This is a genomic window from Azospirillaceae bacterium, assembly GCA_028283825.1.
Classification (GTDB): Bacteria; Pseudomonadota; Alphaproteobacteria; order Azospirillales; family Azospirillaceae; genus Nitrospirillum.
Window position 1 is genome coordinate 1 of the sequence record JAPWJW010000003.1, and the last position, 13247, is coordinate 13247.

General features: G+C 67.2%; 15 protein-coding genes. 8 read left to right on the forward strand and 7 right to left on the reverse strand.

The features are described from left to right. Positions 1-411: hypothetical protein (locus tag PW843_11870; GenBank protein MDE1147298.1), on the reverse strand; the 411-nt coding region annotated here is incomplete at its 3' end. A gap of 250 nt (positions 412-661) precedes the next feature. Between PW843_11870 and PW843_11875 the strand changes: the two genes are divergently transcribed. Continuing rightward, on the forward strand, positions 662-1504 hold the full coding sequence (locus PW843_11875) for a DUF4198 domain-containing protein (protein MDE1147299.1): 843 nt from the start codon (positions 662-664) through the stop codon (positions 1502-1504). A gap of 102 nt (positions 1505-1606) precedes the next feature. Then, positions 1607-2122: a hypothetical protein gene (locus tag PW843_11880; GenBank protein ID MDE1147300.1), complete on the forward strand. Its 516-nt coding sequence runs from the start codon at positions 1607-1609 to the stop codon at positions 2120-2122. 226 nt (positions 2123-2348) lie between these two features. On the opposite strand, the gene hemF is transcribed toward PW843_11880, so the two are convergent. Both hemF and PW843_11890 read right to left on the reverse strand, forming a co-directional pair. Continuing rightward, positions 2349-3287: an oxygen-dependent coproporphyrinogen oxidase gene (gene hemF / locus PW843_11885; GenBank protein MDE1147301.1), complete on the reverse strand. Its 939-nt coding sequence runs from the start codon at positions 3285-3287 to the stop codon at positions 2349-2351. Positions 3288-3316: 29 nt separating this feature from the next. After that, positions 3317-3817: a tRNA (cytidine(34)-2'-O)-methyltransferase gene (locus PW843_11890; GenBank protein ID MDE1147302.1), complete on the reverse strand. Its 501-nt coding sequence runs from the start codon at positions 3815-3817 to the stop codon at positions 3317-3319. A 294-nt stretch (positions 3818-4111) separates the two neighbouring features. Here PW843_11890 and petA point away from each other — a divergent pair, with 294 nt between their 5' ends. The 3 genes from petA to PW843_11905 are packed head-to-tail and all read left to right on the forward strand — an operon-like array spanning position 4112 to position 6821. Then, positions 4112-4684, forward strand: coding sequence for a ubiquinol-cytochrome c reductase iron-sulfur subunit (gene petA / locus PW843_11895; protein ID MDE1147303.1), 573 nt, complete (start codon positions 4112-4114; stop codon positions 4682-4684). A 23-nt stretch (positions 4685-4707) separates the two neighbouring features. Continuing rightward, entirely contained in the window at positions 4708-6039 is a 1332-nt protein-coding gene (locus PW843_11900; protein MDE1147304.1) for a cytochrome b/b6, read from the forward strand. Further along, on the forward strand, positions 6039-6821 hold the full coding sequence (locus tag PW843_11905) for a cytochrome c1 (GenBank protein MDE1147305.1): 783 nt from the start codon (positions 6039-6041) through the stop codon (positions 6819-6821). The genes PW843_11900 and PW843_11905 overlap by 1 nt, the downstream gene beginning before the upstream one ends. Positions 6822-7007: 186 nt before the next feature. Here PW843_11905 and PW843_11910 read toward each other — a convergent pair whose 3' ends face one another. After that, positions 7008-8060 (reverse strand): M48 family metallopeptidase, encoded by a 1053-nt coding sequence (locus PW843_11910; protein ID MDE1147306.1) that lies wholly within the window; start codon positions 8058-8060, stop codon positions 7008-7010. Continuing rightward, a complete protein-coding gene (locus PW843_11915; GenBank protein ID MDE1147307.1) occupies positions 8057-9139 on the reverse strand; it encodes a YjgN family protein in 1083 nt (360 codons plus the stop codon). The genes PW843_11910 and PW843_11915 overlap by 4 nt, the downstream gene beginning before the upstream one ends. Before the next feature lie 146 nt (positions 9140-9285). On the opposite strand from PW843_11915, the gene PW843_11920 reads away from it, so the two are divergent. Further along, positions 9286-9852: a DUF924 domain-containing protein gene (locus PW843_11920; protein MDE1147308.1), complete on the forward strand. Its 567-nt coding sequence runs from the start codon at positions 9286-9288 to the stop codon at positions 9850-9852. Between the two features lie 179 nt (positions 9853-10031). Next, a complete protein-coding gene (locus PW843_11925; GenBank protein MDE1147309.1) occupies positions 10032-10925 on the forward strand; it encodes a tetratricopeptide repeat protein in 894 nt (297 codons plus the stop codon). Between the two features lie 4 nt (positions 10926-10929). On the opposite strand, the gene PW843_11930 is transcribed toward PW843_11925, so the two are convergent. After that, complete coding sequence (locus PW843_11930; protein ID MDE1147310.1) at positions 10930-11325, reverse strand: hypothetical protein; 396 nt, start codon at positions 11323-11325, stop codon at positions 10930-10932. Positions 11326-11440: 115 nt separating this feature from the next. Between PW843_11930 and PW843_11935 the strand changes: the two genes are divergently transcribed. Continuing rightward, the gene (locus tag PW843_11935; GenBank protein MDE1147311.1) at positions 11441-12193 is read left to right on the forward strand and encodes a helix-turn-helix transcriptional regulator; all 753 of its coding nucleotides are present in this window, start codon (positions 11441-11443) and stop codon (positions 12191-12193) included. Between the two features lie 34 nt (positions 12194-12227). On the opposite strand, the gene PW843_11940 is transcribed toward PW843_11935, so the two are convergent. Then, on the reverse strand, positions 12228-13136 hold the full coding sequence (locus PW843_11940) for a LysR family transcriptional regulator (GenBank protein MDE1147312.1): 909 nt from the start codon (positions 13134-13136) through the stop codon (positions 12228-12230). Positions 13137-13247 lie beyond the last annotated feature (111 nt).

The window sequence follows — 13247 nt, forward strand, 5'->3', positions numbered from 1 at the left end:
GCCGGCCGCGCCCGACGGCACGTCGATCTGCGCCCAGGTGCCCGAACCGTCCAGCGCGCCCTGGTAGATCATGCCGTGGTCGCCGTTGCCGCTTTCCTCATACTTGTAACTGCCCACCGCCCGGACGTTGCCCTGGCCCAGGGATGGGTCGAACAGGGCGGTGTTGGGGCCGTAGAAGCTGGAGGTGGTGACGGTCTGGCCGGCGAAGGCGGGCGGCAGGTAGGCGTAGCCGGCACTGTCGGTGGGGTAGAGCGGCCCCCGGTACAGCAGGGCCTGGGGCTTGCCGCCGCCGGCGGGCGGGTAATTGCCGGTGATCAGCACCGGGTGGCCATCGCCCCCGTCCTGGCGGATGCCGGTGACGAAGGAACCAGGGGCGAGGATGTTGTTGTAGGTGACGCTGGGCGTGGGCATCGCGCTTCTCCGGTCGGGTTGTGACGCAGACGGGGCTGCGATGGACCACTTATATTCATGGATGCGTATCTACGATATATACCCTCAAGAGTAGCATTTTGAGGGTGCCATACATTTCCTCTCCTTTGCGTGGTTTTTGCGCTTGCAAATGCGAATGACTCTCATTAAACATGAGGCCACACGCTGATGAACGCAGCGACGCCGAAACGGCGACGACGCAGCAGCGAACGCAATTTGGGGAAGTGGGGACATGGAACGGACGCTGGCCACGCGCCACACCATACGCCGGGGCGGTCGCACGGTACGCGCCCTGGCCGCCGGTCTGGCGCTGACGGTGGCGGCCCCGGTGGTGGTCCAGGCCCACACCCCCTACGTCCTGCCCAACCAGTTCACGGTGACCAAGCGCGACCATGTGACGGTCGAATCCTCCTTCACCGAGGATTTCTTCACCCCCGACGTGGTCCTGCGCTCCGACGCCTTCGCCGTCGTCACCCCCTCGGGTGAGGAACGCAAGGCGGAGGTCACCTACCTCAAGGATGTGGCCCTGTTCGAGGCCGCCCTGCCGGAGGCCGGCACCTATCGCCTGACGACCGGGGAGCGCCTCGGCCAAAAGGGCAAGGTGGTCAAGATCGACGGACGTTGGCAGGTGCTGGGCGAGAACGGCGACAAGACGCCGCCCGCCGGCGCCGAGGTCCAGGAATACCAGAGCGTCACCCGTGCCGACGCCTATGTCACCAAGGGTGCGGCCAGCACCAAGGTTGTGGCCCCCACGGGCCATGGGCTGGAGTTCGTGCCGCAGAGCCATCCCAACCAGATCGACCGCCAGGCCGGTCTGGCGGTGCAGGCCCTGTTCGACGGCAAGCCGCTGGCCGGGCAGACGCTGACGCTTTACCGCGCCGGCACCGCCTATGACCCGGCGGGTGAGAAGGGGGTGGCGACCGTCACCACCGCCGCCGACGGCCGCGCCACCCTGCGTCCGGACCAGGCCGGCCTGTACCTGGTGATGGGCCGCTATCGCACCGAAGCCCCCGCCGGGGCGGAGACGCCGATGCGCAGCTACACCTACGCCCTGACCTTTGAAGTGCCCAAGTAAGTTCGCCCGTACCAAACTTCAGGTTCGCCCAGGGGGCGTCGCCCCGTCCCCGGGCCCATCAATAAAGCCAAACTTCAGACTTCGACTTCGAGGAATTCCACCATGGCCTACACCCGCAGCACCATCCGTCTGACCGCGACCGCCCTGGTGGCCGTCGGGCTGCTGGGCGGCGGCGTGGCCCGCGCCGCGTCGCATGACATCGCCACCTTCATCAAGGAGCATGACCAGAACAGCGACGGCACCGTGACCGCCCAGGAATACCAATTGGTGCGCGACCAGCAGTTCAAGGCGCTGGACACCAACGGCGACGGCTGGATCAGCGAGGCGGAATACACCAGTGAGTTCGAGGCCCGCCTGAACAAGGAAAACGTGGCGCCGGAACGCAAGGCCCTGCAGCTGAAGCAGACCCACATCCGCTTCGTCGCCATCGACCTGGACGGCGACCAGAAGATGTCGCGGGAAGAGTTCATGGCCTCGGGCTGGCGCATGTTCGGTTTCCACGACAAGAACGGCGACCAGAAGATCGACCAGGCGGACGTCGCCCTGTCGGAAGAGATGAAGCCCTTGCTGGAAAAGGCGCATGACGCTGCCAAGGGCGGGGCGGGCAAGGCCCCCTGATTTCAAGAGTTTTCGAGTTCCTTATCGGTGCCTGGGGATTGGGCGATGCGGAGTCCACCCCCACAAAAAAGGCATCGTACAGCCGGTCGGCGGCGCGCTAGTCGTGTGGTGCGATGGGCGGAATGGCGGCCTCCGTTTCCCCTTCCGTCGACCGGCTCTTTTTATCGGGCCCCGGGATCCCCTCCCGGGGCCCCTTTATTTTGTGCGCCCACAGGTGCCGGGCGCCTCACGGCCATTTCACCTCGGGCGGCAGGCTCATCAGGATGGCTTCGATGTTGCCGCCGGTCTTCAGGCCGAACAGCGTGCCGCGGTCGTGCAGCAGGTTGAACTCGACATAACGGCCGCGGCGCACCAGCTGGTGGTCGCGCTGCGCCGGCGTCCAGGCCAGGCCCATGCGGCGGCGCACGATCGCCGGGTAGACCTCCAGGAAGGCCTGGCCTACCGCCCGGGTGAAGGCGAAGTCCGCGTCCCAGTCACCGGTATCGTGCCGGTCGTAGAAGATGCCGCCGATCCCGCGCGGCTCATTGCGGTGGGGCAGGAAGAAGTAGCGGTCGCACCATTCCTTGAAGCGGGCGTAGTAGTCGGCGCCGTGGGCGTCGCAAGCCGCCTTCAGCGCCGCATGGAAGGTGGCGGCGTCCTCCGCCGTCTCGGCACTGTCCGTGAACATGGGTGTCAGGTCGGCGCCGCCGCCGAACCAGGCCTCCTCCGTCACCAGGTGGCGGGTGTTCATGTGCACCGCCGGCACCAGGGGACTGCGCATGTGCGCCACCAGGCTGACGCCGCTGGCCCAGAAGCGGCCGGTGCTGGCGGCCCCTGGGATCTGGGCGCGAAATTCTTCCGAGAAATTGCCGAAAACCGTCGAAATATTGACGCCGACCTTCTCGAAAACCCGGCCGCGCATCAGCGACATGACACCGCCGCCGCCCTTTTCCTCGCACGCGTCCGGGCGGTCCCAGGCCTTGCGCTGGAACCGGCCGGGCGCCCCCTCACCATACTGGGGCAGGGTGGCCGCCTCATCCTCGATGGCCTCGAAGGCGGCGCAGATACGGTCGCGCAAATCCTGGAACCAGGCGGCGGCCCGGGCCCGGTGCTCCTCCGCCAGCGGGGTGTCGCCTGCCACGGTGAGGGAGGGCGGCAGGCTGGCGGAGAGGGGGATGTCGGTCATCGATCGGTATTTCCGTTGAACCGGTGGGGTCAGCGCGGCCAGGCGTCCAGCTGGCGTAGGGCCTCGCCCACCACCATGGCGGCGGCCACCGCCACGTTGAGCGAGCGTTGGCCCGGACGCAAGGGAATGACCAGCCGGGCGTCCGCCGCCTGGTGCACATCCTCCGGCACGCCGGCCGATTCCCGGCCCAGCAACAGGATGTCGTCGGGCTGGAAGGCGAATTCCGTGTAGCACACCGCGGCCCGGGTGGTCAGCAGCAGCAGGCGCGGCGTGCACCCCGCACCACCCTGCACGGCGCCCCCGGGGGATTGACCGTCTGCCCGCCGAACCGCCTGGAACGCGTTCCATGAGGTATGCCGAACGAGATCCACACCCTCTAGGTAGTCCATACCCGAACGGCGTAGGCGTCGATCATCGAGCACGAATCCGCAGGGTTCGATGAGGTCTATCCCCACGCCAAGGCAGGCGCCGAGCCGCATTAGCGTGCCGGCGTTCTGGGGGATGTCCGGTTGGTAAAGGGCGAGGCGCACGATATTAAAGTAGTCCGATAAGTGGTTGGAAAGACTAGCGCTTAAGCAACTTAACCTTTTGGTGATGCAGCTAAGAATAGCGCTGTGGGTGCATTCATACGCTTCCCAACGCTTCGGGGCGCATGTATATGGATTCATCAAGACCGAACACACGATCGGTCTTCCACCTTACCGAAACAGCGCGGCGCAACACCGCGACTGTTTGGGTAAGGCTATAAGAACATTGGGAAACCCTTCGTGAGGCGGGCGCCGGGGCGTTATCGGGTGCCCCCTGACTTCGAGGAGAAAGTTGGTATGGCGGACACGACCCAAACGGCCGGGCACGGGCCGGGGAGCGGCTCACATGGCGACGGGGATCCCTCACGTCGCGACTTCCTTTACTTGGCCGCCGCCGCGACCGGTGCCGTGGGCGCCGCGACGGTGGTGTGGCCTTTCATCGACAGCCTGAATCCCGCCGCCGACACGTTGGCGCTGGCCAGCACCGACGTCGATCTGACGCCGGTCGCCGTGGGCCAGTCCATCACCGTGACCTGGCGCGGCAAGCCGGTGTTCATCCGCCACCGCACGCCTGAGGAAATCAAGTCCGCCACGGACGTGAACGTCTCGGAACTGCGCGATCCGCAGACCGACGCGTCGCGCGCCAAGAAGCCGGAATGGTTGATCGTCGTCGGCATCTGCACGCACCTGGGCTGCATCCCGCTGGGCCAGAAGAACTCCGATCCGCGGGGTGAATATGGCGGCTGGTTCTGTCCCTGCCATGGTTCGGTCTACGACACGTCGGGCCGTATCCGCAAGGGTCCAGCACCCCGCAATCTTGAAGTGCCCACCTACGCCTTCAAGACCGACACTTCGATCAGAATCGGCTAAGCCGGACCCCCAAGGAGCGAGAAATGGCTCACGGCCCTTCATCGTCTTTCAAGAATCCGGTGGTCAACTGGCTCGACCAGCGGCTGCCGATCTTCACGATGATCCAGAAGGAATACGGGGTTTTCCCAACCCCGCGTAACTTCAACTATTTCTGGAACTTCGGCGCTATCGCCATGGTCATGCTGATGACGATGATCGTCTCCGGCATCGTCCTGGCCATGCACTACACGCCGAATACCGGCCTGGCCTTCAATTCCGTCGAGCGCATCATGCGCGACGTGAACTTCGGCTGGCTGATCCGCTACATCCACATGAACGGCGCATCGTTCTTCTTCATCGCCGTTTATATCCACATCTTCCGCGGCCTCTACTACGGTTCCTATAAAAAGCCGCGAGAGCTGCTGTGGATGATCGGCGTCGTGATCTTCCTGCTGATGATGGCCACCGCCTTCATGGGCTATGTGCTGCCGTGGGGCCAGATGAGCTTCTGGGGCGCCACCGTCATCACCAACCTGTTCTCGGCATTGCCGCTGGTGGGCCAGGACATCGTGACCCTGCTGTGGGGCGGCTTCTCGGTCGACAACCCGACGCTGAACCGCTTCTTCGCCCTGCACTACCTGCTGCCGTTCGTCATCGCGGCCGTGGTGTTCCTGCACGTGGCGGCGCTGCACGTCACCGGGTCCAACAACCCGCTGGGGGTGGAGCCCAAGGGCCCGCAGGACACGCTGCCCTTCCACCCCTATTACACGGTGAAGGACAGCTTCGGTTCGGTGGTCTACCTGCTGATCTTCGCGGCCTTCGTGTTCTACGCGCCCAACTTCTTCGGTGAGGCGGACAACTACATCCCCGCCAACCCGATGGTGACGCCGCCGCACATCGTGCCGGAATGGTACTTCCTGCCCTACTACGCGATCCTGAAGTCCATCACCTTCGACATCTCCATCCCCTTCACGGGCCTGAAGCTGATCGAGGCCAAGCTGGGCGGCGTCATCGCCATGTTCGGTTCCATCGCCGTGCTGTTCATCCTGCCCTGGCTGGACACCTCACCGGTGCGCAGCGCGCGCTTCCGCCCGTTGTTCAAGAAGGCCATCTTCGCCTTCCTGATCGCCTTCTTCCTGCTGATGTATGTCGGCGCCCAGACGGCGGATGCCGCCTGGAACCTCGGCGGCCTGTCGCTTCCGCTGGTCTATGTCGGCCAGTTCGCCACCCTCGTTTACTTCGGCTTCTTCGTGTCGCTGCCGTTCATCGGCCTGTTCGAGAAGCCGCTGCCGCTGCCGGCCAGCATCGCCAAGCCCGTTCTGGGCGGTGGCGCCACGGCCTCCGGCGTCGCCGCCAAGCCGATGGAGAAAGCCTGATGCGCCGTCTTCGGTCCCTGATCCTCGCCGGTCTCGTCACCTTCGCCGCCGCGGCCCCCGCCATGGCCGTGGAAGAGATGGAATATCCGAAGCAGGAATGGAGCCATGGGGCGGTGACCCGCGGCTTCAGCAACATCTTCGGCACCTTCGACCGCAAGGCATTGCAGCGCGGCTTCCAGGTCTACAAGGAAGTCTGTTCCGCCTGCCATTCCATGAACCTGCTGTCGTACCGCAACCTCAGCGCCCTGGGGTACAGCGAGGCGGAGATCACCGCCATCGCCGCCGGCTACGACATGACCGACGGGCCCAATGACGAGGGTGAGATGTTCACCCGCAAGGGCGTGCCGGCCGACCGGTTCAAGGCGCCCTTCGCGAATGAGAAGGCCGCCGCCGCCGCCAACGGCGGCAAGGCCCCACCGGACCTGTCCTTGATCGTCAAGGCCCGCAAGGGCGGCGAAGACTATGTCTACGCCATCCTGACCGGGTTCGAGGAGGCCCCCGCCGGCTTCAACCTGCCGTCGGGCGGCAACTACAACAAGGCCTTCCCCGGCCATGTCATCGCCATGCCGCCGCCCCTGTCGGACGGTGGCGTGACCTTCGCCGACGGCACCAAGGCCACGGTGGACCAGCAGGCCAGGGACGTGGTGACCTTCCTGGCCTGGGCCGCCGAGCCCAACCTGGAGGCCCGCCACCAGATGGGCCTGAAGGTCATGATCTTCCTGCTGGTGCTGGCCGGCATCCTCTACGCCGCCAAGCGCGCCGTATGGGCGGACCAGCACTGAGCGGTTCATGGCTTCGGTGAGTTGAAAGGGCGCTCCGGGTTGACCGGGGCGCTCTTTTTTCTTTGGTCGTGATTTGTTGATAGGCCGCGACCGCGGCCGCCGGAGGTTTCTGGGGAGCCGTAGGCGGACTGGAAACCGAGGATCAGGCCAAGCCGACGGATGTCGGCGCCCGCCGCCTGAGGGAACCTAAATATTCAAACCGCAGGCGGCGTCGAAGGGGCGCAAGCGTTCCTCCGTCACCGGGTGGGTGGCCAGCCACCCGGGCATGTGGCCGGTGACCTCGGCCATGCGCTTCACTTCCGGGCTATCCACGATCTTGCGCAGGGCGCGGGCGAAGGTGCAGGGGCTGCGGCCGTCCCGGGATAGCCAGGCCAGGGCATCACCGTCGGCCTCCGCCTCGAACGCACGGGTGAAGCGCAGGTTCAGCAGCAGCACTGGGGCCGCAACCAGGAAATGTGCGCTGGTGCTGGCGTCGCCCAGGGTCAACGCAGCCAGCAGCGACAGGCCGCTGGCCCGCAAGGTCAGGCGCAGTCCGTGGCGGTGGCGCACGTGCCCGACCTCATGCGCCAGCACGGCCGCCACCTCCTGGTCGTCCAGGATGGCCAGCAACTGGTCGGTGACGATGATGTCGCCGCCGGGCAGGGCGAAGGCGTTGGGGCCGATGACGGGCGCGTCCAGGAAATGCAGGGTATAGGTGTTGCCATCCGCCGCCGGGCCGGTCATATCCGCCAGGATGGCGGTCAGCGCCTGGCGGCGGGCGGGGTCGATCTTGGTGTCCTCCTCACCCTGGCGCAGCACCAGGTCCAGGGCGGCGTCGGTGATCTTGTGTTCCACCCAGGGCGGCACATGCTCCGCCGCGCGGTCGGCCAGGAAGGGCACGCCCCAGTACCAGCAGGCCGCGGCCACGCCCACCAGTACGGGGATGGAGGCCAGGGCCAGGCGCCAGGATCGCTCCAGCCGGTTCAGCAGGCCGGGGGCGTGGCCCAGCGCCGCCGCCAGGGTGCCGCCGCCGATGACCTCCAGACTGTCGCCATTGGCCAGGGTGAAGCGCCAGTAATCGCCGCCGATGGGCGGCACGATCTCGACGGTGGGGCCGGCCTCCGTCCGTGTCGCACCGTCGGCGGCCTCCAGCACCAGGTCGCCGGACGCCGCGCGGGCGGTGACGCCGACGGCGCGCGACTGGCCGGGGCTGAACAGCCGCCCCGGCCAGCCGGTATCAGGCGTGGGAGCAGGCGTCAAAACCCGATCCCGAGGTCGATGTCGAAGAAGGACGCCGCCTGGTCGCCGAAGGCCCCGGTCTCATCCGTCGCCCCCGCCACGAAGTGGTCCAGGCCCGTGGGTGCCCGCACGGCCATGTGCTCCAGGATATACCGCGCCTTGCGGCACCGGACCCACGGGTAGGCGAAGCCCAGGGTGACGGCCAGCAGCACGAAGTTGCTGAACTGCAGCCAGACGTAGGGCAGGACCCGCCAACCGGTGGTGAAGGTGACGTCGCCCAGCGTGGTGCGCTCCACCGCCGTCTGCAACAGCTTCAGGCCGATGGTGACGGCCGTCAGGATCAGGGCGGCATAGAGGACGGGCAGGAGGAGGAGCATCGCGTCGGCGGCCAGCGAGGGCTCCACACCCGTCTTCTCGGCCTGCATCACGGGAACGAAGATGGCGGCGATGGCACCGCCGAACACGATGAAGGCGGCGACCATCGCCACGCACAGCAGGTAGAAGCGGCCCACCGCTGGCGTCATGCGCATGGGTGTGGCGCCGAAGCGGCTGTTGTCCACCATCCAGCGGTACTGCTGGTGGATGACATAGGGGAACAGCAGGCCCAGCGAGACGCCGCCCAGGATGGGCAGGCCCAGGAAGCGGATGTAGGCGCCGGCCATCACGCCCCGCTCATGCGAAAAGCTGAAACGCACCCCCCGGTAGGAGGTGACGCGCAGGCGAAAGCGCAGGGCCTTGACCACCAGCCAGGGGCTGGCCATCGCCAGCAGCAGGGCGAAGAGGGCGGCGAAGGGCGATTGCAGCCGCACCAGGATCAGATAGGGCACGAACAGGGCCAGCACGATGGCGCGCCCGATCAGGATGGACAGCGGCCGGGCGTGATAGCCGAAACGCGCGCCGGCCAATTCCGTTGCCTCATGAAAATAGCGCTCGGTGCGCACCTTCGCCCAGGGCGAATAGACGCCCAGGGTGACGATGGTCAGCAGCAGATTGACGATCCAGATGGAAAAATACTCGGCCCCCCGGCCGTGGAACCGGAAGAGGTGAACCCCGCCTTCCACGGCGGGCGTGGTGTTGGACGCATCTAAGGTATCAGGCATTCTGCCCCCGCTGGTTTGGCGCCACCCCCCCTGGCGACGCCCTGAAACTCTAGCGTAAATTTTTTACAGCGATACACGTATCGATAGCGATAAGTCGGAAAGTTGCCAGTCCGGCAAGGCGCGAGAGAAGGTGCGAGAAGTGGAATATGACCAAGGTGGTGAACACGCCGACGATCGCTGATGTGCTGCGGTTCTGGTTCGATGAATTGACGCCGGAGGACTGGTTCGGCGGCGGTGCCGAGGTGGACGTGCTGGTGCACGATCGGCTGGCCGGCGCCTATGAACTGGCGGCCGCCGGAACCCTGGATGCCTGGGGCCAGACGTCGGACGGCGCGCTGGCCCTGCTGATCCTGCTGGACCAGGTGCCGCGCAACCTGTTCCGCAGCGCCCCCCGCGCCTTCGCCACCGACGAGCGTGCGCAGGACCTGGCACGGCGCGCGGTGGCGCGGGCCCAGGATCTGGAACAGCCGGAGGGCGACCGCCGCCTGTTCTTCTACCTGCCGTTCGAACATGCGGAGGAAATCGTGCTGCAGGACTGCTGCGTCGCCCTGGTGGCGGAACGAATCGGCCAGGGCGAGCGGCTGGATTATGCCGAGCGCCACCGCGCGGTCATCCGCCGCTTCGGCCGCTTCCCCCACCGCAACGCCGCCCTGGGCCGGACCTGCACGGCGGAGGAACTGGACTATCTGGCCCAGCCGGACGCCGGGTTCTGAGCGGTTCCGGCCGAGCTGCGGCGGGGTGCCGCAGGGGCCTTTCAGGCAGGATCGGAAGTGGTCCTATACGGGTGCCGGCCGCCGCCGCTACCATGCCGCCCGCAGGTCCAACCCAGGACCATCGCGGGGAGCATATGATGAGCGCTTTCATTAAGGCATTGAAGGTAAATGGTATTTTAATGGGCGTGTTGCTGGCCGGGGCCCATCCGGCGCTGGCGGCACCCACGCCGGAGCAGGTGAAGCACGCCGTGGACACGGGCGACCTGACCGGGGCGGAGGGCATGCTGCGCCAGGCCATCCGCGACCATGGCGACAGCGCCCGCGCGCATTATGAGCTGGGGGAGGTGCTGGGCATGGAAGGCCGGCACCAGGACGCCGTCGGCGAACTGGAACTGGCCCGCAAGATCGACCCCAGCCTGCATTTCGCCGCCACGCCCCAGGCTTTCCAGCAGCGGCTGGAACGGGAGGAATCCTTCCAGAAACCGGCCGTCGCCCCGGTGCCCGCCCCCCAGCATGTGACCCAGACCACCACCACCGTCAGCCACCCGCCGGCCCCGGTGCCCAAGGAATCCTCCAGCCATGGCATGACCATCGCCCTGCTGGTGGGTGGCCTGTTGCTGGCGGCGCTGGTCGTCTATCTGGTGTTCCGCCGGCCCAACGCCGCGCCGGGATATTCGGGTGGCCCCCGGTACGCGCCGGCCGGCGGCCCGCCGCCTTATGCGCCGCAGCCGGGCCCCGGCTACGCGTCCGGTTATGCGCCGGGTTACGCCCCCGTGGTGGTGCAGGAGAACAGCGGTGCCGGTTTCTTCACCGGCGTGCTGGCGGGCGAGCTGATGGCCGGTGGCCGCGGCCATGACACCGTGGTGCATGAGACGGTGATCAACAACGTCACGGAGAACCGGGTTTATGAGGACGACCGCCGCCCATCGCGCGACAGCGGCTTCGACAGCGGCTCCGCCTCATCCGGCAATGACGGCTGGGGCGGGTCCAGCGACGGCGGTTCTTCCTCCAGCAGCTTCGACAGCGGTAGTAGCTCGGACAGCGGCAGCGGCGGCGGCGACAGCAGCTGGTAGGGTGTCAGAAGAACTGGGCGGCGTAGGCCGGATCGTACTGCATGGCGCCGACCCGGTTGCCCTCCGTGTCCCGCAGGTAGATCAGGCGGCCCACGCCGTCGATGGTGTAGGGCTGCAGGGTGACGGCGCCGCCATGGGCCGTCACCTTGGCGATGATGGCGTCCAGGTCGTCCACGCCGACGGTGCATTCGAAACCCTGCATGCCGGTGCCGGCCAGGGGCTCATGCCGTTGTTGCAGGGCGCCGCCCACGCCCTTGTCATCGTCCGGCCCGGTCTGGATCAGGTAAAAGCCCGGGGGGCCCCAGGGGCTGATGCGCCAATCGAACACCGCCTCGTAAAAGGCCTTGGCGCGCTCCACATCGTCGGCGTGGATGGCGAAGAAACGCAGATGGTTGGGCACGGGCGTCGCTCCATCAGGGGTGGAAGATGGCTGCCAGCATGCCCCATGCACCCCTGGCCGTCTTGCGCTAGGATGACGATCCTTGTCGTAAAGACGCCAACCTTTGGGCGCCAATATGCCCGATGCCTTCCTGATCCGCAGCCTGGCCCTGACGTTTGATGATGGCCACCGCCTGCACCGCCATAGCCACGGTTGGGGTCAACTGCTGTTTGCCGCCCGTGGCGTCATGCGGGTGACGGCGGGCGAGGTCGCCTGGCTGGTACCGCCGGCCCAGGCCGTCTGGCTACCGCCCGGCACGCCGCACGGGGTGGAGATGCGCGGTGGCGTGGCCATGCGCACGCTGTACCTGGCACCGGGGCAGGATGAGGGGCTGCCTTTGGTTTGCCAGGTGATGGCGGTGGCGCCGCTGTTGCGTGAGTTGATCCTGCATATCGTGGCCGAGGGCATGCTGCGCGCCGACCGGCCGGACCATGTGCGCCTGGCCGGGGTGTTCCATGACCGGCTGGCGGCGGCCGACCGCCTGCCCCTGTCGCTGACCTGGCCGCGCGACCGCCGGGCGTGCGCGGTGGCGGACCGGTTGCGCCAGGATCCGGCGGATGAGGCGGAGCTTGAGGTGCTGGGCCAGGCGGTGGGCGCCAGCGCCCGCACCCTGCAACGGCTGTTCAAGGCGGAGACGGGCCTGAGGTTCGGCGAATGGCGCCAGCAATTGCGCCTGCTGCACGCCGCCAGCCTGCTGGGCACCGGCCTGTCGGTAACGCAAGCAGGGCTGGAGGTCGGCTACACCAGCACCAGCGCCTTCGTCAGCGCCTTTCGCCGCCGGCTGGGTGTGACGCCGGCGCGTTACCGGCCGTCCACCTCCGCTGCATAAAGCGCCCTCAGTCGCCGGGCGCCAGCGACACCGGTCAGGGCCTCGTGTCGTTGGCGTAGTTCCGCTTCATGAAGTCGATGAAGGCGCGCAAAGGGGCCGGCACGTGGCGGCGGCTGGGGTAATAGAGATAGGGGCCGGGGAAGGGGGGCAGCCAGTCTTCCAGCACCGGCACCAGCTGTCCGGCCGCCAGCGAGGGCGCCATGAAGCCTTCAAAGGTGCAGTACCAGCCCAGGCCGGCCTCCGCCGCACTGACGGCGATCTGTACGCTGTTGGCGACCAGGCGGCCGTCGGGCACCACCCGCACCGTTTCGCCGTCCTTCTCGAACTCCCAGGCCAGGGGGGCGCGGTCGGCGAAGCGGTGGCGGATGCAGGGGCGGCCGACCAGGTCGCGGGGGTGCTGGGGCGGGCCCTCGCGCGCCACCAGGTCTGGTGAGCCGGCCAGGACATAGCGTTGCGGCGGGCTGATGGGTACGGCCACCACGTCCTGGGCCAGCGCCTCGCCATATCGGATGCCGGCGTCGAAGCCCTCCGCGAAGACGTCGATCAGGGCGTTGTTCTCGATCACCTCCAGCGTGATGCCGGGGTATTCCGCCAGGAAGCGGGGCACCAGCGGCGCCAGGATCAGCCAGGAGACGACGATGGGCACGTTCAGGCGCAGCACGCCGGTGGGTGTGTCGCGGAAGCTGTTGACCTCGTCCAGCGATTCCGCCACCTCCGAAAACACCGGCGCCAGGCGGGCCACCAGGCGCTGGCCGGCCTCCGTCGGCGTGACGCTGCGCGTGGTGCGGTTCAGCAGGCGCACGCCCAGATCCTCCTCCAACCGCTTCAGCGCCAGGCTGAGGGTGGAGGGGGCCACGCCCCGTTCCCGGGCGGCGTTGCGGAAGCTGCGGTGGCGGGCCACCGCCAGGAACAGGTCCAGGTCGGCCAGGTTGGGCGCGGGCATGCGGCATCCATTGTTCGATTTATCGAACAGTTCATTGAGGATAGTCCAGATTATCACGCGGGGCCAAAGGCGGCATAGTCCGCCTTGTCATCCCCCTGGGGCGCCGTCCCC

Bases quoted from the DNA above. Each gene is read 5' to 3' on its own strand.
- petA (MDE1147303.1), top strand. From the start codon at position 4,112: ATGGCGGACACGACCCAAACGGCCGGGCACGGGCCGGGGAGCGGCTCA.
- PW843_11880 (MDE1147300.1), top strand. From the start codon at position 1,607: ATGGCCTACACCCGCAGCACCATCCGTCTGACCGCGACCGCCCTGGTG.
- PW843_11935 (MDE1147311.1), top strand. From the start codon at position 11,441: ATGCCCGATGCCTTCCTGATCCGCAGCCTGGCCCTGACGTTTGATGAT.
- PW843_11900 (MDE1147304.1), top strand. From the start codon at position 4,708: ATGGCTCACGGCCCTTCATCGTCTTTCAAGAATCCGGTGGTCAACTGG.
- PW843_11940 (MDE1147312.1), bottom strand. From the start codon at position 13,136: ATGCCCGCGCCCAACCTGGCCGACCTGGACCTGTTCCTGGCGGTGGCC.
- PW843_11875 (MDE1147299.1), top strand. From the start codon at position 662: ATGGAACGGACGCTGGCCACGCGCCACACCATACGCCGGGGCGGTCGC.
- PW843_11915 (MDE1147307.1), bottom strand. From the start codon at position 9,139: ATGCCTGATACCTTAGATGCGTCCAACACCACGCCCGCCGTGGAAGGC.
- PW843_11925 (MDE1147309.1), top strand. From the start codon at position 10,032: ATGGGCGTGTTGCTGGCCGGGGCCCATCCGGCGCTGGCGGCACCCACG.
- PW843_11905 (MDE1147305.1), top strand. From the start codon at position 6,039: ATGCGCCGTCTTCGGTCCCTGATCCTCGCCGGTCTCGTCACCTTCGCC.
- hemF (MDE1147301.1), bottom strand. From the start codon at position 3,287: ATGACCGACATCCCCCTCTCCGCCAGCCTGCCGCCCTCCCTCACCGTG.
- PW843_11920 (MDE1147308.1), top strand. From the start codon at position 9,286: ATGACCAAGGTGGTGAACACGCCGACGATCGCTGATGTGCTGCGGTTC.